Source organism: Zavarzinella sp. (assembly GCA_041399155.1).
Taxonomy (GTDB): Bacteria; Planctomycetota; Planctomycetia; order Gemmatales; family Gemmataceae; genus JAWKTI01.
The window spans coordinates 238,278-265,262 of record JAWKTI010000004.1; the positions used below are offsets into that span (position 1 = coordinate 238,278).

Here is a 26,985-nt window from a genome sequence, read left to right on the forward strand (position 1 = left end):
CCACTATTGGTCTTTGCAGTTCTTTTCCCACCAGTCTTCCATAGCGCTGTTCACTACCGATCCGTGCGCATAGTCAGAGTAGAAGTCCTTCGTCAGTAGCTTCTTGTTGTCGTCATTCAAGTTTTCATAAAAAACGCTAGAGACACAGATATATTGGCTGTGGTACGAGAGTTCTTTGGCCTTCTTGCACATATTTGCAGCCCGGTTCACAACGTCCCCCATCCACACGAGATCGTTAATTCCACTGCCGCTGTATCCTGCCTTAATCATCAGGGCACGACCGTAATCAGCGCCAATTCCTACTGCTATTCCATCAATGTCACGTTTTTGGAGTCTGCAATTGATGATTTTGACAAGACTTGACAACTTTGCAGCCACACTAAATGCTTCGTCGATATTCTTCGTGTATTGTCCTTCGTACACAGCCCACGCTGCATCGCCATGGATGTTCACTTCGGCACAAAGCGTGGAACTATTTAGAATAGCCACCGCTTCACTGATGAAGGATCGGTAAATCTTGGCGAGTCGTGGACGCTGATGCTTTTCGGGTAGCTTCGACGAGTTTTTGATGTCCATGTAAATGCTGGTGCAGTTGACATAGTAGCCGTTTGTAAAAGTCAGCGAATCTCTGGACGGGATCGACTTGACCTCTTTGTAGTTTCCAGTTGGAGCATCTAAGATTGCATCGATGCGATCAACACTTTTGTCCAAATCATAGGCTTGATACGAACTCTTCACGCTACTTCTCCATAAGGGAATTCGCTACAAGTGTAATCGAGACGGAAACGACTCCAAACACAACGGCAAGCCGTAGCCAGCAATCCGCATTTCCAGCATCAGCGAACTTTGATTTGGCTACACGGGAGACGTTCCAAATCTGGTCAAGCAGTAGATTCGTTCTGTCCTCTTGATTCAAGCCATGGCTGTAGTCACGAAACTTCTCGGTGGAGTCAAACTCGGCCACAGACTGGAAGTAGTACCATGAATGTGTACTACTGTCTGGGGCGAGACGTGGCTTGACGATGTTCATTGCTATCCAGCCTGATCGGACTGCACAGCTGTAAAAGGCTAAGTGGCTAAGTACAAGTAACGCCGAGCAGGCCCAGTGTGGCAACTTCTGGCACACGGTCACGAGCATTGGAATCTCGGTCAATGATGCTCCGATCAGGACGAGTACGACCGTAAGGTAGAACGTCGCCTTGGCGTCAGCGTGACCCACCCACCCGATCACGAGATCAAGATTCTCCTTCGCCACGCTTATTTCAAGCCCTGCCTGTTCGGACTCCAAGAGTTCTTCCTGAATCTCTTCTCTTTGAAGTGCGTCGTCAGATTCGTTCATTGGCTTCCCTCATTTCGGGGTAAATAACGCTATTGTCGGAAATCGACCAAGATGCAGCAAGGGAAGTTGAATGCCCATCAGTAAGCCGGGTAGTCGCACTATAAATGACGATCTCCTCAATCTTGGCAGTCCCGTGAGAAAGAAACGCAGCAGTTCTTACGTTTAGGCGAACGTGTAGTGCATTCTCCCCCCGGAATGTAGTATTTCCTTCTTGGCAGTAGGCCGTCTGGGAGTCCGTTTCTCCCAGACGGCTTTTTTCTGCGTTTGCTACGCCTACTTTGGCGTCACTTCGATCTCTTGTTTCTTCCCGAAACGCAGAACACTGAGCTTGACTGGCGAACCAATCTCACACGCTGCCAGCAGGTTTAGAGCCGTTGCAGAATCGGCGACCGCCTTGCCATCCACGGCAAGCAGGATGTCACCTTTCTTGATCCCATCTTCCTCAGTAGCACTGCCTTCGAGAACTTGCGTCACCATGACTCGGTTTCCACGCTGTCCAAGAGCCATGCCGAATGAGGCCGGAAAACTTGCTGTCACTTGAATCCTGCGGATTGCCAACGGCAACTCACCCAAGTAGCCGATGGACAGCATCGTGTTTCGCTGGATGGCGTCGGCATTCGCACGGAAGCGGTACTCACGTTGTTCCGAACTTCCGTGTGTGATCTTGAGAAGCGTCTTGAACTCTTCTTTCGGAGCAGGCCGCTCAAAGACGGCGACAGTGTTTGGCTCGACACCCTCCTCGGGCGTGTTTGCGCCATGCAGAGAAACACCCAGCAGGTAGTTTCCCGGTGCGGTGGTCAGTTGAAGCAAACCCTCAGAATGCCCGATCAGGTCTACCTGAATCTCGAATGGTGGTCGAATCATCCGAGCAAAGGGAAGTTGAATCCGCTGGGCCTCATTAGGAATCAGTACAAGGACACCCTCGTATCCGTCAATGTTGAGTTGCTTCTCCAGTGCAGTGCGAACCTGCGGGGGAACATACGAAGGGATCACATCGGCGATTTCCGTAATGTTCTTGAAGTCGTAGGTGACATCGAGGCGACCGTCTTCACGCTTAGAGACCGTCGCCTTGCCGAAGACTTTCAGACTGACGTGTTCGGAGGACGACGATTCAGGCTGCTTTTCTACAGGACGGCTATCGACGGTCAACACGCCTGCGCCCTTGTCATCAACAGCAAGACGAACCGAAGTGAAGGTGGTGGCATCATCCCCAACGGCGGTCAGAACAGGTACGGCGGCGAAAAACAAAGCGAATGAGAAAACAGCGGTGACATGCTTCATCAATTTGACTCCTGTGGTTGAGATTTCTTAGTAGTGGTTTGGTCGTTCACAGAAAGTGCCCTCTGGCATCCAAAGCCGATGAAGTCACTGGACAGTCTCAAATGACAACGAAGTCTGCTCTTCCCCCAATACGATAATGGGATTGCGGAATCGCATCTCAGCATTCTGCGGAAACATAACGATGTGGCCGGTTGTCGTCTGCGCCTTCGCAACGGCGTTGACCGTCGTGCCGTTGATCTTCACGGTCACGTTCCGATGCTGGTCACAGGTAATCTCCAGCTTATTCCAGTCCGAGACATTCAGGGTGGGTTTGCGTAACGCAACAACCTTTCTCTGATCCCGCAACTGCCCCAGAGGAAGTTCAACCTTGAAGTCGGGTTTGGGGAGAACGAGTTCTCCAATGTTCGCCGGTGCGAGCTTCACCTCGATTCCAAACGGATACAGTTCACGAAAGTCTTTCGCTTTGGGATTCGGAAGGCTGGAAGCAACGCTTACAAATGGGCCACCAACGATCTTTTCAGAGTCGTATTGGTACTCGACTGAGAAGGTGAACTCGGAGTAATCTCGGAGCGAAGCCAGACAGTAACCGTTGACCTTTCCTTGGCAGACAAGCGAACCGTCACGGGTAATGATGATGGCTCGATCAGGGTCGATGCCTTTGTTGAACACATCGTAGAACTTCCAACCGTTGCCTCCACTGCCTGCTGCTTCGATCTTGGTAACGACACCCAAGTCGTCGTGATACTCGATGGTCGCTTTATCCCCCGGTAGAACTGCCGAGACATCAGCCTCCTTACCGGCAACCGAAATCGTTGCTTTGCGGCTGATGTCGAGTTGCAGTGCTTTTCCGCTTTGAGTAACAGTGATCGTTCGAGCCTCGGGATCAACAGTGGTGATCTCAACCTCGACTTTCTTGACCTGAGCATGAGCAGGCAGTGTCATGATCGCATGAACGGTCACAACGAGAGAAAGGGCGAGTAACTTGCGAAGTAGCTTCATTCGATGGACTCCTGTGGTTTGGGGTTGGTGTCGTGATCTGATTGTTCACAGCAGATGCCTTGTGGCATCCAGTGGACTGAGCGAGACCCGAGCCGAATGCGGCTCAAAAAAGTCGCAATTTCAACGCCTCTCGATCTTCAGAGCCTTATTGCCCGTGTTTAACTTGCCCTGCTCACAAAGGAATGTGACGACGAGATCATCGGCCTTTTGGATGTTGGGAATCTCCAGTTCTTCAGGCACTCGCACGTTGACATTGAAGAGTCCGCTCCCGTGGTACACGTCCAATTCCAAGACGGTCATCCGACCCGTACTGCGACTTCGCAGACCGCCTCCGATCCATTCGCACTCGAATCTTACGGCTTTGCCTTTATAGTCGGCGGTGTTGTCGAGAAAGTCTGCTCGCTCCGACTTGTCCAAAGTGATGGGGTTGCTTGCAGCACGAGCCAAGGCTTCTTGTTCCTCCTGCTTGCGTCTATCCTCTTCTAATCGTTGGCGTTCCGCCTCTTGCTCTCTGCGGATGTCCGCCAGCAATTGCCGACCGGCCTCAGTTTCGACGAGTGGTATGACTGAGGACGACGAGGAAAGGCGGTTCAGCTTTTCGAGAATCTGCTTCGCTTCTTGCTCTCGCCCCTCTTGGGCTAGTTGATCGATGACTCGTCCGTAGGCCAGTGATTCTTGATCGTCGGGAATGAATGGCCCTCGTTCGGTGATGACGGACTGGTAAATGGCGACTGCTTCGGTGTGCTTGCCTTGTTCCCAGAGCGTGGCTGCTTCTGCAATTTCTTTGCGGGCCGCACTCGTCTGCGTGACTGTCAGGAAGATGCCACCGATGACCATGATGCCCACAACGCAAGCTCCGATAACCACCCACTTTTTGGAGATTCTCGGATTCGTTGAACTGCCAGTGTTTCCAGCTTGCTTCTTCCATAGCAAGTAGACGCCAAGAGGCCAGAAGAGGAGGAACAACAGGGCGATCACAGCCGGATGCTCCCAGATGGATGGAGCATCATCAGGCGATTTTCTCTTGACCACAGGGGGAGGCGAGGATGCGGCTGAGGGCTGAGGTTGTTCAGGCAAGAGGCCCTTGACCGTGCCTGCCTTTCTCCATTCCTTCATGTCCTCACGCCAGACGAGATCGTCTGATGCAAGCTGCCCGTTCTTGGCGAGTTCTTTCAGTTGAGCGGCGGTGACAGGCCCGTGCTTCTCACCGCCTTTTGCATAATGCCAGTTCTTCGACATGATTTTGTTCCTAGAGTTCGTTGAGTTGGGTTTCCAAGCCGTTGATTTGTTCGTCGATAACAGAGAGTTGGTAATTGATGGGACTGTTGTACTTTTCCTCCAGTTCTGCCCGAGTTCGATGGATCGTGACCGCAGCAACGATTACGGCGATGACCAACGGAACGACCATGAAGGTCGCAAGTGCCAAAACCGGCACCATGGCGATCCATGCCCACGACGGGACGTTGGGTTTGACTTCGTTGAACAGATCGTTGGCGGCGAAGGCGTATGTGATCGACTTGCGACTTGATTCAATTTCAGCCCGATGCGTCTGAAGCTGGCTGAGCCGTGCCTCGATCTTCTGCTGATTGGCAATTCGTTTGGTTTCTTGCTTCTTGGCCCACTCGATGGCTTCCTGAACTTCCGAATCTTCGAGAAGCCTTTCGGTGAGCCGATGGACGTTGGCCATGACTTTCTGAAACGCCGCCTTATTGTCCCTGCCTCGAATAGTGGCTGTGTCGATGCCGTCCTCCTCGACTTGTGCCAAAACACTCTGGAGCAGGAAGTAACGGGTGGAGGCTGGTACATCGGACTTGGCCGAGAACTTCTCGACGAGCTTCTCAGTCTGAAAGATGAACTCTTCGAGGTACTGCTGGAGTTGTTCCCGGTTGAGAAGTTCCTGCTGGACGGCGAGAGCGTTGGCGTTCTGCTGTTTCACCTCTTCCATCTGATCGTGAATGTCAGACTGTACGGCCAGTTGTGCGGCCATCATGCCCGTATGAACGATGTTCCATGTATTGTCGTTAGCCCGTTTGCGAGCCATCTCACGCAGGATTTCCGATTGAGGATCGGGAGGATCGTTGAATCCTCCGACCGAACGTAGTGGTTGCAGCGTCATCCAAAGTCTCCCGTGGTGAGGTGTTTATTGATTCGTGAACCATCAGGGGGTGCCTCTACTGAGAGCCTGAGCGAGACCGCTGAGCGAACCGGCTCAAATTTTCTGAGCCGGTTTTGAGATGAATCTCGCTAAAACGAATGGCGGATGCGTTCGGTTGACTTGTCACGATCGGTAGAATGGCGGCATGACTGGCCACACGACACAACTGCAAAATCTGATTGACCTTGCGACAAAGGGCGACAACTCGGCGTGGGAAGCGACCTTACAACATGCCTGCGACCGGCTGAGATCGCTGGCGAGTCGGATGATGCGCACAAATCAACGAGTACGACGATGGGCCGAGACCGACGATGTGCTGCAAAACTCGTTGATCCGGCTACACCGGTCATTGTCCGAGGTACGTCCAGAGTCCTCCCGGCAGTTCTACGGGCTGGCAACTACGCACATGCGTCGGGAACTGATCGATCTCGCTCGAAAGCACTTTGGAGCAGAAGGACTCGGTGCGAATCACCACACGGATGGAGGCATCGCCTCAGAGAACAAGCCGAACACTGCTGAACCCGAGACCATCGAGGCTTGGGTGAAGTTCCACGAGCAAGTCGAAGCTTTGCCGGATCAAGAACGAGAAGTCGTCAACCTGCTTTGGTACGAAGAGATGACACAGCCCGAGGCCGCCGATGTGTTGGGCGTCTCGCTGGCGACGGTGAAACGACGCTGGCAGGCGGCTCGACTTCGATTGAGTGAATGTCTGAATGGAGAGGATTTTCAGTGAGTGATGATGAGAAGATCAGCGACCTGCTTCTTCTGTGGGAAGAGGCCCAAGAACGAGGTGAAGACCTCGACGCTGAGATTCTCTGCGCTGACTATCCCGAACTGATCGAACTTGTGCGGAAGCGGATCACCGCCCTACGACGCATGGATTGGATGACCCGGCCACGATCCGATACACCTGATCCAAAAGTTGGAACGACGCTGGCCTCTCGCTACCGAATCGATGAACTCGTCGGTGAAGGTGGACACGGAAAAGTCTACCGTGGCTTCGACCCTGAACTTCAACGTCCGGTCGCTATCAAGCTGCCGAACGACCGCAGGCTGAACACGAGCGACCTTCTCGAAGAAGCACGCAAGGTCGCCCGGCTGCGACACCCCGGCATCGTCACCGTGTACGACGTGGGGCAGCACGAAGGAGGGCCGTTTATCGTCAGCGACTTCGTATCCGGCACGACGCTCTGCGCAGCCGGGCCACATACTCCACAACAAGCTGCTGCTCTCATTGCCGAGATCGCAGAGAGTCTTCACGCTGCTCACGAACAGGGATTCATCCACCGAGACATCAAACCGGCGAACATCCTGATCGACCAGCAGGGCCGACCGTTACTGACTGATTTCGGAATTGCCACCGCACTTGAAGAATCCCAGACGCAGATCACTGGCACACTGTCCTACATGGCACCAGAGCAACTGGGAGAAGAACCGCCTGTCGGCGATCCTCGCACAGACATCTGGTCGCTTGGCATCGTGCTGTATGAACTTCTCACTGGGAAACTCCCATTCGATAACATCTCGCCTGCGAAATTGTGCGAACAGATCAGAAACCATGTGCCGCTCCCACCAAGAGGAATCCACTCGGACATCCCGCCTGCGCTGGAAGCCATCGTCTTGAAGTGTTTAGCAAAAGCCCCGGAAGAACGGTACGAGACAGCCGAGCAATTGGCTCATGAACTTCGCACAGTGCAGCGGAAACGACTGAGTTTACTACCGTTGCTCCTTGGCCTGATCGTACTTGTCCCATTGGTCATCTTTGGGGGGATCAGCGGTTTCGACTGGTCGAACGATTCAACAAAGACAACCGCTGAACAGGCACATCAGGTCGAAGGCATGTACTTCGACGGTCAGACCCGGATCGTGACACCATTGGCTCGTCTTGCTCCCTGTACACTGGAAGCTTGGGTGCGGCCAGAACACGACGCACATGCGGCGTTCGTCGGTAGTGATGTCCGAGGAGAATATGGCTTATCCCTCGGAACACACGGCGGTCGATTGTTCGCTGAACGGCTGAGCGGATCGGTCGAGACGGATGCTCGTGTCCCGTCGGGTCAGTGGTCGCACGTCGCTGTGGTTTTCAATACCGAAAGAACCACAGTGTTCCTCAATGGTGCTGAAGTTGGTGAGGGCGAGCCGACTGCCATTTTTGGTGACGCTCCTTTCGTGGTGGGAGGCTTATCCTACGGCAGCCGAGAGCTTCAATTTCGAGGGCACATGAAATGGGTACGAATCACGGAAGGAAATCAGTACGACCAAGACTTCTCACCACAAGAGAACTTTCAGCCAGACAACCGAACGGTGCTGCTGTACGACCTGCGAGACGTGTCGGGGAGACAAGTCATCGATCTGAGCGGAAGGGGCAACCACGGCCAACTGGAAGAATCCCCTGTCACTGCTGCTTGGCCGGAACTCACTCGTCATAACTTGCACTTCGAGGGTGGTGCGGTGATCGAGACGCCGGTGAAGACATTTCTTCCCTGCACATTGGAGGCGTGGGTTTTGCCCAAGACCTCGGACGGCATTCGTCACATTGTCGGTTCACCGTCCATGTCGCTCACGCTTCGAGGCTTCGACCTCGCTCCCGAGGGTTTCACTGGCCACGAAACGGGTGACGCCGAAGTCGAAGCTGGTCGTTGGACACATGTAGCAGCCGTCTTCACCGAAGAGGGTACATATCTTTTCGTCGATGGGAAGAAGGTCTGGAATGCGGCGGCGTGTACTCCGAATCCCGACGAGCGATTTCTGATCGGCGGCAGCAGCACGACAAGCATCTCCGAGCAGTTCCTCGGCCAAATCCGTTGCGTGCGGATCAGCCGAGGATCACGTTTCTCGGAGAACTCCATTCCTGACCAAGAGTTCGATGCTGACGACGAAACGGTGTTGATCTACAAGGGAGAGAATGTCGAAGGATTGAATGTGTTCGACACGAGTGGGATGGGGAACGATGGGCGGTGGGTCGTCATCGATTGAAGATGCAAATACTGGAACAGCGAGTTCCCAGCCTTTCTCCCATCGTCCCGCAAGTCACGTTCATTCTTCCTTCAATTCGCCGAAGTGCGCCACGATGAGGCCGACCGCACCGTCAGGGCCATAGCCGTAATCTGGTGTGTTTACCACGATCCGAATGGCTCGTTCCAACCATTCTCGAAACCGAGCCAAGTCTGGCTTTTTCCCATAGAGTTCGATACAGAGAGGAGCGACGTAGCGGTGGCAAGGACTATCGCTGACGCTTTCCATCAGCAGGTCATGTTGATCCCAAAGGGCTTGGTTCATGTCGGCATAGACGCTGGCCTCGGCTTCAATCGTCGTCCACGTCTCGGACTCGCAGTTCCAGTAGACAGGATTTCGCAGGACATCGCCTTTGACGATCCGGTAGCGAGGAAACTCGTCACTTCCAATTTTGACGAGCGACAGAATTGGTGGGGTTGGGTTTTTACTCATTCTTGATCTCCTTCGGGATGCTCTGGTATGAACTCACCACCGTTGAGAACAGCGGATCGCTCGATGACTCTTGGTAAGTCCTCGGCCAGACGGTGCGGATTTCTGATCGCCAGATTGACGATGCCCTGCCCAGTTACACGGATGGTCAGGAATAAGACCGGCAGTGGTTCGTCATTGATCGGACAGTCGGCAATGCCAGAATCCAGCGAAAGGACTTCGCAGTCGCTCACGTCCATTTGCATGAGATGATCCTCCAGTTCTCGTGGAAAGTTGAAAATCATCTCGTACTAGGGGGTGCCTCACTCGGGCCGAGGATGATTTCCACACTCGGCGCAACGAGTGAACTGGCCGAGGACAATCGAACCGCACTGACCACATCGCCATCGACCAAATCCGCAAGCTCGGCATGACTTTCGGGGATCAGACATGCCCGCTCCGCAGCGGCGACAAAGCCATCGAGTCGCAGGCTCTTCACTGCCGGTCATCTTGACTTGCTCGGAATCGGTGTTGAAGGGCGCTGGGCATCCGACATCGATCCACGGATCGCCACCGCTCGCACGGAACTTCTGGTAATCCTCGTCGTCGCCGAAGAGTCCCCAGAAAACGAGCCGGTGAGCCATCCATTGGAAGCCATTGAAGAGCAGAACGGCGCCCCAAACGAGCAGCGATAGACACGACAATGAGATCGCACCGACCAGAACGGCTGGAATGCCGATTGGAAGAGACAGCAAGAAGGCGACGACCCAGAATCGAATGAGAACGGAGTAGGCAGAAGTGCGTCGTGACATGTGTGTCTCCCAGTTTGAGGTCGAAACTGGAAGCCACAGGGGGTGCCTGACATCTACTTTGCCTCGACCACTTTCCAGAGTGGTAGCGATTCAAGTGGCCGATAGGTGAACCCAGCCCTTCGGTCAATCTGTGAGTCGATCTGGTCTGCGATCTCAGAAGACTTCCTGCGAATCGCTGCGAGTGACCGGGTGAGCGCATTCGTCACGCTTGCCCGTGATCGTTCCCACTCTCGCTTATCGAACAGCCGAATGTTGCCCTTGGGGTCGTGATCCTGACGAAACTGTTTGACGAGGAATTCAATCTTGGGTTGAAGCTGCTGGATCATTTCAGTGTTCTTTAACTCATACGCATCATCCAGTGCGGAACGCAGTCGCTTGTACTCTTGTCGAAGTTGTTCGTCACATTCCTGATCGATGACAGCTTCATTCCGATCCAATGAATCTCTGATATTGAACCCCTGTTCGGTGGCAGCTTGGTGGTCGGAGGACAGCCTTGTTGAAGCTTGCCCCAACTGCTTGCACTTCCTTCCATTCAGCCGAGCCAGTTCCATCGGAGGAAATCGTTCGTTCGGGGACTTAAGCAGGACGGCAATGTGCCGGATTCCGACCGAGTTTTCGATCTGGTGATCCTGACCGTCCATCGTATGAATACGCCAGTTCAAGCCCTCGAACGTCAGTTGATGACAGCAGGAAAGCTGCCTGTCAGGTTCAGCCTGTGCTGGCCTTCCAACATACTGCTCAACTTTGGGAGAAAGAGTGTCACTGGACATCGATGCCAACAGCCTTTGCTGTTCAGTCCGTAACACGCTGAGTTCTTTGAGAACTTCCGAAAGCACGACCTCTGGCTGAGGAGGTGCTGCGGCCCACAGGCTCAACTGAGCAGTTGGTTTTCGGATTTGAGGGGAGTTCTGTTTCATGGTGCAGTCCTCAGTTGAATCAACAACATCATTGTCTACAGGGACTCTACGGCGGTTCTGAAGACTGTAAAGCAGCGTCAATCCACCTTCCCAATTTTCCAGCGCTACGCTCGAAGTAACGATGCTACACGCCATGTGTGGACTTCTTCACCAGAGGGGATGAGGTGTTCCCTTGCTGGTTCAAACGAAGGTGAAAGTGGTGCAGTGAACGGCGACAACGAACAACTGATCGGCGACGGTGACTTGGAGCGTCCTAGATGGATGAATGAACAACTCGTCAAGGAGATTGTCAGTCACTTTGAGTCCAAAAGTTCTGGATCGTTCGGCGAACCCGAGGCTGTGCAGTTATTGATCTCGTTGAACCAGCTTCTTGAAGCAACTGGGAAGTTGAAGCTGGAGATCGATGATGAAGAAGAACTACATCGCTTGGGCAAGGGTGAGTAGCCGTGAGCAAAGAGACGAGGGGTTCTCACTTGATGTTCAAATGGATGCGTTCGAAGATTTTGCAAAGCGTGAAAGAGCCACCATCCAGAAGACGTTCAAGGTCGCAGAAACAGGCACGAGAACCGAAGAGCGAAACGAGTTCAAGGCGATGGTCGCCTACGCCAAGAAGCACGCCAAAGAACTCGATGGCATTCTTTTCTACAAGATTGATCGAGCCGCACGAAATCTCAAGGATTTCATGACCCTTGAGGAGATCGAGTCGGAGTACGGCTTGCCGTTCATTGCCACGACTCAGCCAGTTCAAAACACACCGACAGGCAGGATGGTGCGCCGCACATTGGCAACGGTGGCTGCTTTTCAGACTGAGCAACAATCACTCGATGTGAGAGATGGCATCGCCAGAAGGGTTGCAGAAGGCTGGTTTCCTTCGAGGCCGCCCTTTGGATATTGCACCCGTCGTATCAACAAACGAAGCGTTGTGGAAACCCATGTCCAGAACGGCAACAAGGTCAGACGAATCTTTGACCTGCGGGCCAACTTCGGACTTACTGTTCCAGAGATCACAGAGAGAATGTTCGAGGAAGGTTTGTTCTATTCGGACTCGAAGCCAAAGTTCTCAGAGTCAAAGCTCAGTGCGATCTTGCACGACCGGGCGTATCTTGGCTTCATCTGGTTTCGAGGAACTTGGCATCCGGGGCAACATGAGATGCTGGTTGATCCGGTGACGTGGGATCAAGTCAGGGTCTCCTTCAATGAGCAAAGTTATCGCTCTCACGAACTCGTGTATGCCAGCAGACTGATTTGTTGCGGACACTGCGGTCACTTCGTGACCGGCGAGGAAAAGTTCAAGCCAACCAAGAAGGGCATCAAGTCCTACATCTACTATCGATGCTCTCGGTATCGAACGGCAGGCCACCCACAAGTACGTCTCACTGAGAAGGAACTTGACGATCAGCTACAGACGATGCTCGCCTCGCTTCCCAAGTTGTCGGACGATGACCGCAAGATGATCGGTTTCGTGGCTCGATCCATTCTGGAGTCTCGCTTCGACGACGAGCGACTTCAGGCTTCGGAGTCGAAGAGGCTACTTTCGCTGTTGGAGACACAGCGAAAGAAACTTTTGAGCCGAAATCTGTCAGGCTCGGTTTCGGATGACCTGTACGACCAGCAGTGTGCTGAGTACGACGAACAAGAGCGGCGACTCAGGAGTCAAATGACTCGCCAAGAGCAGATCGGACGACAAATCAATTCGGCCTGCTTACATGCTGAAAGAGTCTTCGACACGTTGCCGGACGAATGGTTGAAGATTGAGCGACGGGCCAGACAACTTGCGTTGTCGGCCTTGTTTGGAGGCTTTCGACTGGAACGCCGAACGCTGATCCCAGACAACGGGACACCGTTAGAACTATTTCTGGCCGGATAGTCGTTATTAGTTGATTATCGAGACTCCTCGGAGAAAATGGACTTCATCTCATGGTGAAGTCTGTTTTCTTTTGGGGATGGTTTTAGTGGAAAAGCGGTACGTCGCATTGGCGAGGGTCAGCAGCAGGGAACAGGAGCGAGAGGGATTTTCTCTCGACGTTCAGGTGGATGCTTTGCGTCAGTATGCCGAGCGAAACAACGGCGAGATCGTTCGGCTCTTCCGCATTGCTGAGACGGCCTCCAAGTACGACGAGCGTAGCACCTTCAAGGAACTGATGGCGTTCGCCAAGAAGAACGCCCACAAGCTCGACGGCCTACTGTTCTACAAAGTGGACAGGGCCGCTCGGAATCTCTTCGATTACGTCGAGCTTGAACGGCTGGAGTCCGAGTTTGGCGTTCAGTTCATTTCCGTGGCCCAGCCCACCGAGAATACGCCTGCCGGTCGAATGCAGCGGCGAATGCTGGCGAGCATGGCCAGCTTCTACACCGAACAGCAGTCGATTGATGTGAAGGAAGGCATCGAACGCCGGGTCGAGAGCGGCTTGTTCCCGAGCCGACCGCCCTATGGCTACCAGAACGTTCGCATCGATGGCCGCAGCATCATCGAAGTACACCCTGAGAACGCTCGCACAGTTCGACGCATCTTCGAGTTGTACGGATATCACAGTCACACGCTGGATACACTCCCAGATGCGTTGTTGAGCGAAGGGATCGAGTACCTTCCTTCCATGCCGAAGGCTGTCCGCAGCAAGCTCTACACAATCCTGACCGACCGAGCATACATCGGCGAGATCAAGTTTCGAGGTCAGTGGTATCAGGGAACACACGAGCCACTCGTTGACCAGAAACTCTGGCAGCGAGTGCAGATTCTCCTCGGCCAGAAAGTCTACAAGTCGCACCAGATGACCTACGCCAGCGATCTGATCGAGTGTGCCCACTGCGGATCGCCGATCACCGGCGAGCGAAAGTTCAAGATGACCAAGAGCGGTGAGCGGGAATACGTTTACTACCGATGCACCCAGTACCACAAAGGCGATCATCCCCGCACACGTCTGACCGAGAACGAACTCGACAGTCAAATGCTTGCCATCTTTGACACCCTGCGTGTGGAGGACGCCGAGTTCCGTGACCTGTTCCGAGAACAACTTCGGCAGGCAACGAACTGGGATCAGGATGGCGCTATTTCGAAAGTGGCGCAGTTACAGGAAGAACTTACGTCAGTACGTCACCGGCAGAAGCAACTACTCAACCTGCGGATGCTTGAAGAGATCGACGCCGAAACGTTCGCCTCAACGAGCCGAGACATGCGTGATCGTGAAGCGGAGTTGAAGCTGGAAATCGACGCTTCTGACCGATGCAGGCACGAAATCATCGACATTGCGGTGAAAGCGTTTGAACTTTCGCAAAGCCTGCGAGAGAAGTGGGTTACGGCTGACTACGCCGCTAAACGTCGTATCCTCGAAATCATCTGTTTGAACTGCTCTCTCGTTGACGCAAACCTTTGCGTGGCAATGAGAAAGCCCTTTGACCTGTTGGCCAAAGGGCTTCTTCAGAAAGATAGTCGGGGTGACTGGATTTGAACCAGCGGCCTCTACGTCCCGAACGTAGCGCTCTACCAAACTGAGCTACACCCCGTTGTGCGGCAAACGGTATCCTAAAATCTTCCCACATAAAGTCAATGCGACTCGTGGGCATTTTTTTAAAAATAGTGAAAAAATTTGCACTCACCACTTGACCTGGTGACAATCCAAGTGTACACTTAAATAGTGTATTTAATAGCACTGTCATGTGCAGGCTATTTTTTGGTTGGCCACTGGAGGTGTTGTGCTAAAAATTCAAATGTCCCTTTGCCATGGATCACATGTCCCCCGTCAAAAAATTCGATCCGGGTGGCGTCCGGCTTCTGCAGGCGGGCGTAATATCGCCTTACTTTTGCGTATTCATATGCCACCATTTCATCGATCCCCACACCATCATCGTGCCCGCGTTCCACCATGAATGGCCGTGGGGCAATCAGGTAGGCCATTTCCGCATAATTGAATGTCTGGCCTAGCTGAAACTCGGGCATTTCGTATTCCCCGGTGAACATGTAGCTGCTGCGCAGGCCCAGCGACACATTCTTGCCGATCCATTCGTTGAAATCCGCCGAACAGATCGACAGGCAATAGTCGGGCAGCACTGCCGGTACGCGCATTGCCGTCTTGCCACCATAGCTCAGGCCGTAAAAGCCGATGCGTTTCGCATCCACGTTCGCACCCAGTTTCAGCCACCGGAGAATGATATCGTGCTGGTAGATGATGTAGGAAAACAACGACCTTTTCAATGGGTTGGCCATTCGTTGCAGCACGCGGAAATCGTCTTTGCCGATGTACGGATTCTGTGGGGAAAATACGATGTAGCCAAGGTCGGCCAGTTGGGCACCCTGGGCACGGTAGGGCGTGCTGGGCAGTTCGGGGTCGCAGACAACCTGTGCGGTGCCTTCCAGACCGTGCTGACATACGACCACGGGTCGGCGTTCTTTTGGCTTCAGGTTTTTTGGTAAGAGTAGAATGCCGTAGGCAAAGATTTCCCCACTGGTGCGGAGCTGGATTTCATACCCTGTCCACCGTGGTGTTTCTTTCCACAACCGAGATGAAGCTTCCACGTTGGTACCTGCGGGTGCCAGTGGGATCTTGCCAATCACTTCTTCCCAGAAGAAGGAACGTGCCTGCTCGATTCCCTGCTGGTAGGCAGCATCATTGCGGCTTGCTGGCTGCAGATGTTTCAGGAGTGGGTCGAATTGTGCCTGACGCACAGCATCGCTGTTTCGCCACGCACGCTGGGTGAATGCGATCTGATCCTGTACCAGCAACTGTTGGCGTTCTGCAGCACTGCTGGGAATTGTTGCCAATGGCTTTGGCATCGCAGTATTTGCTAACTTCAGCGATGCGTTGTCGGTGCGGATGATGATTTCGTCGAATGTGGTATCGTTGGCAGGAAGTGCAGTAATGGATTGTTCTTTGCCACCGGCACGCACGAGTGCCTGCAACTGCTCCACTTGTGCGGCGTATTCCTCTGCAGGAATCGGTTCCAGTTTCCCTGGTGCCCCACCTGCAGAGCGTTGTGGCTTCACCGGCAGTGGGAAGGTGGCTGTTCGCGTGGGGGCCTGTTGAATTGCAAGCGTTCGAGGGGCTTTGCCGTGGATGCACAGAAAGCCCAGTGCGGAAGAATTGGCGATCTGGTGCAGAGCCCAGATGTTGCGATCAATCGGTTGTTGCCAGCGTTTGGTCTGGTCGCCAAAACTGCCCACCACCATGGTGTGGCGAATCTGTTCATCAATGGCACCGGCGAACAGGGCAAGATGCCCACCTTCGCCAATACCCACCACGTTCATGGAGAGGGTGGGGTCCTTCGCTTGGCAGTATCGAACCAGGGCAAGAATGCTTTGCAGTTCGTAGCCAATGACATGGCGGCCCATTTCATAGGCCATCCGGTAGATAAACTCCCGATGAGGTTGATTGGTCCAGCGATTCACCAGGGTGCTGCCAGAGAACTGGTCATCGCGGTTGATCAGTTCAGGGATAAACACACGCACACCCGCAGTGGCCAGGGGAATGCCGAACGCACTTTCGTGCTCGCCGGGCAGAACCAGACCCGCAGCCACTTCCGGTGCGGTGCCTGCATCAGGCAGGCAAATGGCATTTGCAACCACCTTGCCTTTGGGCTCCAGTAACAGCCCACGTCCATAGACGCCTGGCAGGTATTCCCAGCGAATGTGGTAGACAGAATAATCAGGCCCCTGGTGCCAAAGGGCTGGTTGTTCCAGAGTGCCCACCAGTTCGATTCTGAGAGATTCGATCAGTGGATCGATCATGCCTAGTGAGTGCCGCAACGCCGCACGTTGCTGGGCGATGTAGTTGGGTAATTCATTGGGTATGCCCACAGCAGCCAGCCAGCGTTGGTGGGTGGCTTGTTTTACTTTGTCTGTTTCCTTCAGAAGATCGGCGCGAATTACCTGCACCATTTTTTTTGCGTAATCATCTTCGGGCAGCAGTTTTGTCCCAGGAAGTGGGCCTTCCTGCCCATGTACCATGTTGTTCGAGAAAATGAAAATGAAAAAGGAAATGCCAAACAGACTGCGAACGAGGTTCATTGTTGCACGCAACGATACGGCGGGAAAAGCCCCACCTGGGTTATCGTTGTGGATTATCCCCAGCGGGCATCGTCTGGTCAACTTTATTCCAAATGGTTTGCCAGTTTTTCTTTTCTGCATCGCTCAACGCCTGCAGCGGGATCGCAATTCGTGCCAGTTGAAAAGCAGGAAACGACTTGATTTGATCAACTTCATCGGGTCTGGTTTCCAGCAATGCCAGGATCGATTGAGCCACATCATCGCGGTAGCGTTGTGCTTCTGCCACCGGCAATTTCTGTTTCGATTGCCCCATGCCCAGGCCAGCAAGCAAGCGACAGCCAAACCGGTTCAGCAATTCATTCATCTCCAAGCTGGGCCTGGTGAATTGATAGCACTTTACCGCTTCTACATATTGTTGTGTGCGGCGGCAATATTCTGCCAGCATCGGCCAGTCTTTCGCATCCACTGCCTCTGGTGCGGCCAGTGCTTTGGGAAGTTGCATGCCCACGCTGTCCCACGTGCGGCACTCCCGCAATTTATCCAGCAGCGTGGTCCGCCAAGGTGACTGTGTGGGTAGCTGTGTTTGAATATTGGTAAAGTGTTTGCTTGCCTGAGCAATCATGCCAAACTGCAGTTCTGCATTTGCGAGCGCCAATTGCCATTCAATCGGTGCCTGGGGCTGGCTGGCAATTTTTTGCAGTAGCTCAAGACCTTCGCGACGATCTTTGCGAACCAGTGCATGCCCACGCAGGAATTGTAGCTCTGGATTATTCGGTTGACTGGCCAACAACGGTGCCGTGGCTGTCAATGTCCAGTCATCGTAGCCACGCACACTGGTCAGGCGGGCCACGCGAAGATGCTGTTCGAAGGTCATCCGGTATCGCACGCGTTCTTCCAGGAGAAGTGCCTGCAACAGTTCATCCGCTTCTGCTGGCTTGTTACCAGTAAGATATTCCGTCTCCCGCAGCAATGGTTCTGGTGCGTAGGTATCAAACGCACGTGCGGTGCGCCAGTACTGCAACGCCTGATCCGGTTGTTGTTCTTCCAGTGCCAGTTTACCCAACTGCACCAGCGAAGTGGTATCACCTGGGTCGGCGGCAATGGCCCGCTGGTAAAAGGATTTTGCCTCCGCAACATTCCCACCTGCCAGTATCTGGGTGGCGTACTCCTGCTGTGCTACTGCAGATTTGGGATGTTGCAAAGCAAGTAATCTACGCAGTGAATTGGCCGCATTGGTATCGCCCTGAGCCAACATGGCATCCGCCAGGCGGCGTTGGGTGAAAAGATCCCCAGGCTGGGATGCAAGCGCAGCGGTGTAATACGCGGTCGCACTTGCAGGATCATCGCCACGGGTCAGTTCACCCAACTGAATGTTAATCATGTAGTCCGTGGGATATCGTTTGACAGCAGCCAAAAGCAGATCTCTCGCCCAGACTGGCTTTTGTTGTACGGTCAGTTGTTGTGCGAACAACCAGCTACTGGCAGGGGGTAACTGTTCCAGTTCTTCTGCAAAACGAGGATAGTTCCAATTGGTCGATTGTGCCAGTTCCAGAATGGAAGTTGGCATCAGTTTGGCCTGGGAAAGCAGTTGCGCCAGCTTGCTGCGTTCGCTGGCACGGTCACTAACCAGCAGCCAGTTGAATAAGCCTTCGCGTAAAGAATCCTGGTAGGTGGATGCAGCGATGAAATCACGAGTCGATTCATCGTTCTGCAGCACCAGATCAATGCCCACAGATTCAAAGAGGCGGCGATACATGCTGACCGATGGCAATTGCTGGGCACGCACTGCTTCCAGTTGCTGTTGTTGCAGATCAACCGTAAACTGGGCCAGTTTTACCAGCTTCTCCCCTCGGTGGTAAGTGGCTTGAAGCTGATCGTTGGTTTCCGGGGATACTGTGGCAATCTCTCGATAGTTGCGTGCGGCCTGCACCAACTGAAAACCCTCTTTAGCCTGCTTCAATGCATCGGTGGGGGCGTTGGGAAGTTGCTCGCTTGCCGTATCAAACAGTTGAGTAGACTGTTTCAACGCCGCCTGGGTGTAGTCTGTGGATGCAATTTTCGCCTGTTCAAATGCCTTTGCCCCATCGTTTCCGGCCTGCATGGTCCGGTACCAGGCAAAAGCAAAGATTGCTGCCACGGCAATTGCCGCAAGAGCAATCCAGGTGCCCCAGATGCTGGTGCGTTCCAACGTTCGCTCTACCACGCGGGTGATGGCGGGTTCGCTGAATGTTTTGCGGTTCACTGGTGCAATTTTTGTTGCCAGCGTCGTTTTTGGTGCAGCAGAACGGTGAATTTCGTGGATATATTGCAGCACCGCGAAGGCGTTTGCAGGTCGCAGGTTCGGATCATTCTGCAGGCATTGTTTTGCCAGTTGAATCCAGTCGCCTGGTGCACCACAGTGGCTCAGGCGGTTCAAGGCATCGATGGTATTCCCCTCACACACCTGATCTGGCAGGCTGGGGGTGGCTAAAAATGCGGGTGTTCCTGTCAGTATTTCGCACAAAATACTCCCCAGGCTGAATACATCAATGCGTTCATCAATGCGGTGTTGTTCGTTGCGTGCCCACTCAGGTGCGGTATAACAGGTAATCGTTTTCGAATCGACAGGTAATAGCTGCTGGATCGAAGCACGATCACTTCGCAAAAAGGCCTTGCTCCAGTGGACAATGGCCAATTCATTCAGTGGCCCACAAAGGATACAGGTGGGCGACAGTGCCCCATGCACTACCCCTTCCTGGTGGGCACTGACCATCGCACGCACCAGTTGGGCAAAGCGCTCCAACCAGAGATCACGATCGGATGTACTGTTTAACCGCTCGCCGAACAGCTTATCAAGTGGTATTCCAGGGATCATGCTGGTTACCAGAAACTGTTTGCCATCAGGCAGCAGGCCAAAGTTCAGCAGCGTGGGAATACAAGGGTGATGCAGACGTGCCAGCACCTGTAGTTCACGGCGAAAGCTGGGTGAATAGTCGGCTGTTTGGCGGCCCTCATCCATGCGAATCAACACGGGCAGGTTCATTCGCCGATCAATCGCTTCAAACAGTGTTGATTGAGGAAGTTGCTGAACTGGTACCCCCAACTCGTAACTGCGTAAAAAAGTCGCCATCTCCAATACGGGGGAATTGCCCGCGATGGCTTCTGGTGCAAACGAAGCGGTAGCCTGTGCAAGAGGCAAGTTGGCCTGAACCATCTCCCCACTGACAGGCAAATCGACGCGGGCTCCACGGGACATGATGTCTACCGCGGAATCTTCAGACGGCTGGGAATGCAAAAACATGCCCGATTCCCCATCGGAATACTGTTTTGGGTCGTTGTTCATAATTGAAATCGCAGACGTTTCGCCAGATTATGTGGGTTGAAAGATAACATTGGGTCAATTCTCTAGTTTACCCAACGTATCAGAGAGGGTTGAAAGAGAAATTGGCGAATTTTGCCAAATTTCTAATTTTTGTGGAACAAATTACACTTCTTAATCGTCTACTATTATGTGGATATATTTTCACATAGATGAAGGGCTATTCGGTGAATTCAAGGAGACCTTTTGTGTGTTGAATCGATGTAAGTTATTTTCAATTAAGAATTTGCGAGCTTTTCTCGCGTAAGAAAGCTGCGTGGATGTGACCTGCATTAATCTTCATGTGATCTACATGAGATCTTTATCATTTTCAAAAGGTGGCTACCTAACATGAAAGTGTGTTTTCACTCATTTTAAGGGGTTTTTACCATGCGTCGTGGGTTTACGTTAATTGAATTGCTGGTGGTCATTGCCATCATCGCAATTCTGATTGGTTTGCTGTTACCAGCAGTGCAGAAAGTTCGGGAAGCGGCCAACCGCACCAAGAGCCAGAACAATTTGAAGCAATTGGGAATTGCATCTCATGGTTACCATGACGCAATTGGCCACATGCCTCCCAGCTTCGTGGAATTCGGCTCGACCAAAGGTTACAAAGATGGCTCGTACATTGTGCACATTCTTCCATATGTTGAACAAGATAACTTAAAGCGACTTGTTGAGAACAACACTGCAACCAGCGGTCAGTATTACGCTATTACTTACAATCAGTCTCCACCCAAGATTTTCATCAATCCGCTGGATCCTTCGAGCAGCAATGGTGCTTACAACGATAGTGGGTGGGGCGTTTATGCTGTCACTGGCTACGTAGCGAACTATGAGTGTTTAGGTGGCTTCATTGGTGGCAATCCGGCTACCAATCCCCCTCGCCTCAACAGCTTCCGCTACATGGCTGGGATTACCGATGGTACATCCAACACCATCATGTATACCACACGTACCACGGTGTGCGAAAGAAACAGCAGCTATTATCGTCCTGGTTACACCGCACCCCTGTACAACATTGCTCCTTATGCCAACGCCAGCAGTTGGTACGAATGGATGCCGGTGGTGAACTACTGGCGTGATGGCGCAGCTTCTCCTGGCTACCTGACCGGTGCCGCAACCAAGTTCCAGGCAAACCCTACCTGGGCTGGTACGGCAGCAACTTGTGATTTTCGACTGGCTACCGCTTATGGTTCCGGTGGCAGCATTCTGGTAGGTATGGCTGACGGCAGCGTACGCACCGTCACCAACAGTGTCAGCGGTTTGACTTGGTGGGCAGCCAGCACCGCATCCGGCGGTGAAGTGCTAGGCAGCGATTGGAATTAATCAGTGATAGCCCACTGAAAAACATAGTCGCCTTTATGAAGGTATTTTAATTTTTGGTGAATTATGAAAAAGTTTAAGATTTGTGTGGCGAGTTTGTTGTTGGTAACCATGTTGGTTGCAGTTGGTTGCGATGATTCATCAAGTGGCGCCAGTGGTTCCAACACAGCACCAAACTCGAAACAGGCTGGCAAAGAAAGCCGTTAATTTCAGTTGCCCAGCCAGAATTGCTGGTATCAGCAGGTAATATCGCCCCATTTCTTTATCTTCTCTGACATTTCTCTCTTGCCTCAACGGATATGATTTGTCAATATGCAACATATTATCCTTTCTGGAATGGGATCATGTCTCAAGCAATTGTCGATCCAGCCGAACTCCGGCGCTTTGCCCACGCCCTGAAGGTTTTTAATGCAGATCTCCGTGGAAATCTGGCTGGGCTGCACGCCCAATTGATTGCATTGGGGGATACCTGGCGCGATCAGGAACATATCCACTTCACTGGCGAATTTGAGCAGACGATTGCGGTGCTGGAGAAGTTTCTGGATATTTCCGACCAGCACGTACCTTATTTGCAGCGGAAAGCGGAACGGATCGAAGAATATCTGCAGCAGAAATAATCCTGTCAGTGCGAGGGGGCTACGATGAATCCCGGAGCCGATGTCCGTTCAATCGATGTTCTGCACGACTGGTACCAGCAAATGAGCAAGTATCAGGTGGAGTTTCGTGAAATTCTAACTGCTGTTGCATTGGAAATCCGCCGAGCGTACCACTGGATTGATGAGAAAAGTGCCCACTGGCGGAAACAGATACAAAAGTTAGAAGACGAAGTTTATCGTGCCAAAATGGAATTACGGCAGAGGCAGACACCCAATTTTGATGGTCGGATTCCAGACACATCGGTCCAGGAAGAAAATCTGCGACGTGCCAAATATGCCGTCGAGCACGCACGTGACCAGTTGGAAATATGCCAGCGTTGGCATGGAAAATTGCCCAAACTGATCGAAGAGGCCTACGATGGACACGCCCGCCACCTGTCGAATTTTCTTGACGACAACATGAATAAGGCACTGACCACCATATCGGTGCGGATCGAGGCATTGCGGGCGTACCTGCAAACAATCGCCCCACCGGTGGGGGAGTAGGATAATACCATGATGCACGTGGAAGGCCCCAAAGGGCAACTGGCCGATGCCTGGAAAACTTTTCAAGCCCACTGGGATCTGACCAGCGAAACCTGGAATGACACTGTTCATCAGGATTTTCAGGAGAATTTCTGGGAGCCACTGAAGCAGCTTGTCGCGAACGAAATACGTGCTATGGAACAGTTATCCACTATCCTCCGGCAATGTCGGCAGGAATGTTCCGATGAATCAGGAGTTTGGGGCGGATGAATAATCAACTGACTACCGCGAAAGTAGGAACAGAGCGTAAAAACCTGTTCGACATCCAGCGCGAAGCACTGTCCGAACTGCTGAATATTGTGGCAACACGTGCCAGAACTGAAAAGACCACACGGGAAGCCTATCAGAATGCGCTGGCCCGCTCGGAAAAAGAGCTGGTGCGGCAAAAAACATTGCTGGAAAAGCAACACCAGGAAGAACTTGGGCAATTACAGGCATCGCTGACAAACACTCTGGAAGAAATTGAACGGAAATTTCGCGATGAAACCGGTGCAGCAGATCGGGAGTATGAAGTAACGAAATCGGAGGTCACCGCACGTTACAATCAGTTGGAGGAAGAAACAAAAGCCGCCTTGCAGGATGCACGCTGGTCTGCAGATTCGATCCATGAAGCAGTTGAAAAAGAAGCCAGGAAGGCAAATGTTGATGCCAAGAAGATTGTGGGTGATACCGCGATCCGCGTAGAAGAATTGTGGCAGTCGGCGACTGGCCCATTATTGAGGGCTGGCCTGAAAATTGAGGATGTACAGAAGAGAATCGCCAAAAATACCCCCATCCCAGGCAATCCAGAAGAGGAAATGGAATCTGGCCTGGTTTCTGGTGCCGCCGCAGTGCACTCACTGCGGGATTTAAAGTTTATTGGTTTTCTCAAACCAATCTCTGTTTTGTGGTTTCTCCTCCCACTGTGCGTGGCAGCAGGGGTGGTGGCTCAATTTACCAATCCCTGGTGGCTGGGTGCCACCGTAGGAGCAATTATTGCTACTGCTCTGGCCATTCTGCTCCGCTGGGTGCTGGTGAAAAATGTTACCCGCAAAATCAGCCAGTATGTGCAGGAATTGGTGGAATCGATCCAGACGATTGAAACAGGAAGCGAACAATATCTGAAGCAATCGGAAATGACCTTTCGCCACACCATCATGGAAGCGAATAAAAAACGCAACCATGATATCAAAATGGCAGAAGAAACGGCGAATCCGAAATTACAGCAGTTTCTGGAAGATCGCAAACGAGAACTGATTGAAGCGGGCGATAAGCACACCCGCACCAAAACCAAACTGCAGAAGTGGCGGGAAGATGCCACTTCACAGGCACAAACCCACTTCAACTCCAGTAAGCAGAAATGCGATACTGCCTTTCAGCAGGCGATTCAGAAAGTAGAAACCACCCACCTGGACATGGCTGTGCAGGCGAAAGCCACATTGGACAGCATGGAAGGTGCGATCGCCATCGCCTGGGGCGATGGACAGGATCGCGTGGGGAGGATGCTGAACAAACTGAAAGCAAACGGACTGGAACATTTTCCCGACTGGAACAGCCCATTCTGGTATTCGCCCACAGTGGCAACAAAAGTGCCTGCCGGGGTGCGATTTGGCGATTTTCAGGTCGATCTTACCCGTTTGCCGGGCGGGATTTCGTTCGAAGATGAAGGTACCGAGCCCACGTTGCCGATTCGGATGAAGGTGCCCGCCTTTTTGCCGTTTCCCGACCACTGTTCGTTCCTGATCCGCTCCACGGGTGATGCCCGCGAACATGCCATTGCCGCCTTACAGGCAATTATGCTGCGACTGCTGACGGCGATCCCACCTGGAAAGTTGCGCTTCACCATTATTGACCCGGTGGGGCTGGGTGAAAACTTTGCCTCGTTCATGCACCTGTCTGATTATGATGAGCAATTGGTGGGCAGCCGGATCTGGACGGAACCTGCCCATATTGAGCAGCGTTTGCTCGATTTGACAGGCCACATGGAAACGATTATCCAGAAGTATCTTCGCAACGAATACAAAACGATTGAAGATTACAATCGCGAAGCGGGTGAGGTAGCAGAGCCGTTTCGCGTGCTGGTGATTGCAAACTTTCCCGCGAACTTTACGCTGGAGGCGGCTAGGCGGCTAGTCAGCATTGTCAACAGTGGGCCATCCTGTGGGGTCTATACACTGATTACCCACGATCCCAGACAACCGTTGCCCCAGGGCTTTTCTATTGCCGATCTGGAAGAAAAGTCAATCAACCTGGTCTGGAAAGAAAATGCATTTGTCTGGAAGGACGATTCCTTCAAAGATTTTCCGCTGGAACTGGGCAAGCCACCAGTGCAAAGCGAAATGTCGCGCATTGTCCGCTGGGTGGGTGAAAACAGCAAAAACGCCAATGTTGTCGAAGTGCCCTTTGAATACGTTGCACCCACCGTGTATGACATCTGGCAGGGCGATTCCCGCCATGGGTTGTCCGTTGCCATCGGCCGTGCAGGTGCAACCCGCCGGCAGATCCTTTCCTTTGGTAAAGGGACTGCACAACACGCCTTGATTGCTGGGAAAACCGGTTCGGGTAAGTCGACCTTGCTGCATGCACTTATCGTGAACATGGGATTGACTTATTCCCCCAACGAACTGAACCTGTACCTGATTGACTTCAAGAAAGGCGTAGAGTTTAAGGATTACGCTGCTTACCGAATGCCCCACGCCAAAGCGGTGGCGATTGAAAGTGAACGTGAATTCGGTCTGAGTGTGCTGCAAAAGCTCGATCTGGAACTTCAGGAACGTGGGAATATGTTCCGATCGATCGGGGTGAATTCGATTGCTGAATATCGTGATCATCTGGACCGTCAGCCCACGGAGGGTCTGCCGAAAGTGATGCCACGCATCCTGCTGGTGGTGGATGAGTTCCAGGAATTTTTTGTGGAAGACGACCGGTTGGCTCAGGATGCTGCCCTGCTCCTCGACCGACTGGTGCGTCAAGGCCGTGCGTTTGGACTGCATATTCTGCTTGGTTCGCAAACGCTGGGTGGTGCCTATTCGCTTGCACGCAGCACGATCGATCAGATGGCGATCCGCATTGCACTGCAATGCTCTGAAGCAGATGCTCAACTGATTCTCAGCAAGGACAATAACGCCGCCCGCCTGCTCAATCGACCTGGGGAAGCGATTTTCAACGATCGCAACGGCTTAATTGAAGGCAACAACCTGTTCCAGGTAGTCTGGATGTCGGATGAAACACGGGAAAACCAGTTGAAGGACATCCGCAAACGGGCCGATCTGTTGCAATTTCAACAGCTCTCGCCACTCGTTTTTGAAGGGAATGTGCCTTCGATGCTGGAATCTTCCCCCACTTACCTGAAGTTGGTGGGTGAGAATCTGTGGCCGGAAGCATCGCGGAAATATCAGGTCTGGCTGGGTGATCCGATTGCGATTAAGGATCCCACGAACGTGATTTTCCGTTACAATTCTGGCCAGAATCTGCTCATTGTGGGGCAGGATGAAGAGCTGGCGTTATCCGTTGCCAGCACCACCTTGCTATCGCTGGGTCTGAGTCACCACCCTGCCAAAGTACAGTTTGTGGTACTGGATGGCACCCTGGACGATCACCCGCAGGCGGGGATTCTGGCCAGCGTGGCCAATGTTTTGCCCCACCGTGTAGATTTGGTGGATCGCACTCAGATCCAGAGCGTATTCACCAGACTGCACGATCTGGTGCAGCACCGAAATGGTGATCCAGCGGCAGACCGCACACCTGTTTTCTGTATCATTCACGCTGTTCACCGCTATCGCGATTTGAAGAAGGACGATGATTTTGGCTTCAACCGCCGTGGGGATAAATCAGTCACCCCAGGTCAGGCTTTCGCCACGATTCTGCGGGATGGGCCTGCGGTGGGGGTGTATTGTGTTGTCTGGGCAGATTCCACCGCCAACATTCTGCGTGCGGTGGACCGCCAGGGTCTGCGGGAATTTTCGCAACGGATCCTGTTCCAGATGAGTGCCAACGATTCGAGTCTGCTGATAGATACACCCGTAGCAAACAGGCTAAGTCGTTATCGAGCAATTAGTTACACCGATGAAACTGGCCAACTGGAAAAATTCCGCCCGTTTAAGCTGCCTGAACGCGACTGGTTACGGCAACTGCGGAAGGATCTGGAACAACGGCCAGAAGCAGGTGCGGCAAACCTGCCTTCTCTGCTGGCCCCACCACCAATAGAAGAAGGTGGGGAGCAATCCCCAGCCCCGGCAGAATCACACAGGGATGAATAA

Annotated in this window: 21 protein-coding genes and 1 tRNA gene; 10 read left to right on the forward strand and 12 right to left on the reverse strand. The window is 52.8% G+C overall.

All coding sequences use genetic code 11. From position 1 onward, the window contains the following. Positions 1 to 3: 3 nt before the first annotated feature. From R3B84_18700 to R3B84_18725, 6 genes are all read right to left on the reverse strand, one after another. The gene (locus R3B84_18700; GenBank protein MEZ6142595.1) at positions 4 to 738 is read right to left on the reverse strand and encodes a hypothetical protein; all 735 of its coding nucleotides are present in this window, start codon (positions 736 to 738) and stop codon (positions 4 to 6) included. A gap of 1 nt (position 739) precedes the next feature. Beyond that, positions 740 to 1,339 (reverse strand): hypothetical protein, encoded by a 600-nt coding sequence (locus R3B84_18705; GenBank protein ID MEZ6142596.1) that lies wholly within the window; start codon positions 1,337 to 1,339, stop codon positions 740 to 742. A gap of 273 nt (positions 1,340 to 1,612) precedes the next feature. Beyond that, the gene (locus tag R3B84_18710) at positions 1,613 to 2,620 is read right to left on the reverse strand and encodes a PDZ domain-containing protein (protein MEZ6142597.1); all 1,008 of its coding nucleotides are present in this window, start codon (positions 2,618 to 2,620) and stop codon (positions 1,613 to 1,615) included. An 84-nt stretch (positions 2,621 to 2,704) separates the two neighbouring features. Beyond that, complete coding sequence (locus R3B84_18715) at positions 2,705 to 3,619, reverse strand: family 16 glycoside hydrolase (GenBank protein ID MEZ6142598.1); 915 nt, start codon at positions 3,617 to 3,619, stop codon at positions 2,705 to 2,707. 120 nt (positions 3,620 to 3,739) lie between these two features. Further along, positions 3,740 to 4,858, reverse strand: coding sequence for a GYF domain-containing protein (locus R3B84_18720; protein MEZ6142599.1), 1,119 nt, complete (start codon positions 4,856 to 4,858; stop codon positions 3,740 to 3,742). A 10-nt stretch (positions 4,859 to 4,868) separates the two neighbouring features. Then, the gene (locus tag R3B84_18725; GenBank protein MEZ6142600.1) at positions 4,869 to 5,735 is read right to left on the reverse strand and encodes a hypothetical protein; all 867 of its coding nucleotides are present in this window, start codon (positions 5,733 to 5,735) and stop codon (positions 4,869 to 4,871) included. Positions 5,736 to 5,919: 184 nt separating this feature from the next. Between R3B84_18725 and R3B84_18730 the strand changes: the two genes are divergently transcribed. Both R3B84_18730 and R3B84_18735 read left to right on the forward strand, forming a co-directional pair. Next, on the forward strand, positions 5,920 to 6,507 hold the full coding sequence (locus R3B84_18730; GenBank protein MEZ6142601.1) for a sigma-70 family RNA polymerase sigma factor: 588 nt from the start codon (positions 5,920 to 5,922) through the stop codon (positions 6,505 to 6,507). Continuing rightward, positions 6,504 to 8,750: a protein kinase gene (locus R3B84_18735; GenBank protein ID MEZ6142602.1), complete on the forward strand. Its 2,247-nt coding sequence runs from the start codon at positions 6,504 to 6,506 to the stop codon at positions 8,748 to 8,750. Before R3B84_18730 ends, R3B84_18735 begins: the two co-directional genes overlap by 4 nt. 60 nt (positions 8,751 to 8,810) lie before the next feature. On the opposite strand, the gene R3B84_18740 is transcribed toward R3B84_18735, so the two are convergent. From R3B84_18740 to R3B84_18750, 3 genes are all read right to left on the reverse strand, one after another. Next, positions 8,811 to 9,221: a hypothetical protein gene (locus R3B84_18740; GenBank protein MEZ6142603.1), complete on the reverse strand. Its 411-nt coding sequence runs from the start codon at positions 9,219 to 9,221 to the stop codon at positions 8,811 to 8,813. Beyond that, positions 9,218 to 9,463: a hypothetical protein gene (locus R3B84_18745; protein MEZ6142604.1), complete on the reverse strand. Its 246-nt coding sequence runs from the start codon at positions 9,461 to 9,463 to the stop codon at positions 9,218 to 9,220. Before R3B84_18745 ends, R3B84_18740 begins: the two co-directional genes overlap by 4 nt. Positions 9,464 to 10,062: 599 nt before the next feature. Further along, positions 10,063 to 10,926: a hypothetical protein gene (locus R3B84_18750; protein ID MEZ6142605.1), complete on the reverse strand. Its 864-nt coding sequence runs from the start codon at positions 10,924 to 10,926 to the stop codon at positions 10,063 to 10,065. Positions 10,927 to 11,130: 204 nt separating this feature from the next. Here R3B84_18750 and R3B84_18755 point away from each other — a divergent pair, with 204 nt between their 5' ends. The 3 genes from R3B84_18755 (at position 11,131) to R3B84_18765 (ending at position 14,372) form a co-directional block, all read left to right on the forward strand. Next, positions 11,131 to 11,370: a hypothetical protein gene (locus R3B84_18755; protein MEZ6142606.1), complete on the forward strand. Its 240-nt coding sequence runs from the start codon at positions 11,131 to 11,133 to the stop codon at positions 11,368 to 11,370. Then, positions 11,330 to 12,793 carry a recombinase family protein gene (locus R3B84_18760; protein MEZ6142607.1) on the forward strand — a complete coding sequence of 488 codons (1,464 nt, stop codon included), beginning with the start codon at positions 11,330 to 11,332 and terminating at the stop codon, positions 12,791 to 12,793. The genes R3B84_18755 and R3B84_18760 overlap by 41 nt, the downstream gene beginning before the upstream one ends. Before the next feature lie 85 nt (positions 12,794 to 12,878). Then, positions 12,879 to 14,372, forward strand: a complete 1,494-nt coding sequence (locus tag R3B84_18765) for a recombinase family protein (GenBank protein ID MEZ6142608.1) — start codon at positions 12,879 to 12,881, stop codon at positions 14,370 to 14,372. Here the strand turns inward: R3B84_18765 and R3B84_18770 are convergent. The 3 genes from R3B84_18770 to R3B84_18780 form a co-directional block, all read right to left on the reverse strand. Next, positions 14,354 to 14,427: transfer RNA gene (locus R3B84_18770), tRNA-Pro, on the reverse strand. The genes R3B84_18765 and R3B84_18770 overlap by 19 nt on opposite strands. A gap of 160 nt (positions 14,428 to 14,587) precedes the next feature. Continuing rightward, entirely contained in the window at positions 14,588 to 17,005 is a 2,418-nt protein-coding gene (locus R3B84_18775) for a hypothetical protein (GenBank protein ID MEZ6142609.1), read from the reverse strand. Further along, positions 16,965 to 20,225, reverse strand: coding sequence for a protein kinase (locus tag R3B84_18780; GenBank protein ID MEZ6142610.1), 3,261 nt, complete (start codon positions 20,223 to 20,225; stop codon positions 16,965 to 16,967). The genes R3B84_18775 and R3B84_18780 overlap by 41 nt, the downstream gene beginning before the upstream one ends. 405 nt (positions 20,226 to 20,630) lie before the next feature. Between R3B84_18780 and R3B84_18785 the strand changes: the two genes are divergently transcribed. The 5 genes from R3B84_18785 (at position 20,631) to R3B84_18805 (ending at position 26,985) form a co-directional block, all read left to right on the forward strand. Continuing rightward, entirely contained in the window at positions 20,631 to 21,569 is a 939-nt protein-coding gene (locus R3B84_18785) for a DUF1559 domain-containing protein (GenBank protein ID MEZ6142611.1), read from the forward strand. A gap of 341 nt (positions 21,570 to 21,910) precedes the next feature. After that, on the forward strand, positions 21,911 to 22,183 hold the full coding sequence (locus R3B84_18790; GenBank protein MEZ6142612.1) for a WXG100 family type VII secretion target: 273 nt from the start codon (positions 21,911 to 21,913) through the stop codon (positions 22,181 to 22,183). A gap of 24 nt (positions 22,184 to 22,207) precedes the next feature. Then, complete coding sequence (locus R3B84_18795) at positions 22,208 to 22,708, forward strand: hypothetical protein (GenBank protein MEZ6142613.1); 501 nt, start codon at positions 22,208 to 22,210, stop codon at positions 22,706 to 22,708. A 9-nt stretch (positions 22,709 to 22,717) separates the two neighbouring features. Then, a complete protein-coding gene (locus R3B84_18800) occupies positions 22,718 to 22,957 on the forward strand; it encodes a hypothetical protein (GenBank protein MEZ6142614.1) in 240 nt (79 codons plus the stop codon). Continuing rightward, the gene (locus R3B84_18805) at positions 22,954 to 26,985 is read left to right on the forward strand and encodes an FtsK/SpoIIIE domain-containing protein (GenBank protein MEZ6142615.1); all 4,032 of its coding nucleotides are present in this window, start codon (positions 22,954 to 22,956) and stop codon (positions 26,983 to 26,985) included. The genes R3B84_18800 and R3B84_18805 overlap by 4 nt, the downstream gene beginning before the upstream one ends.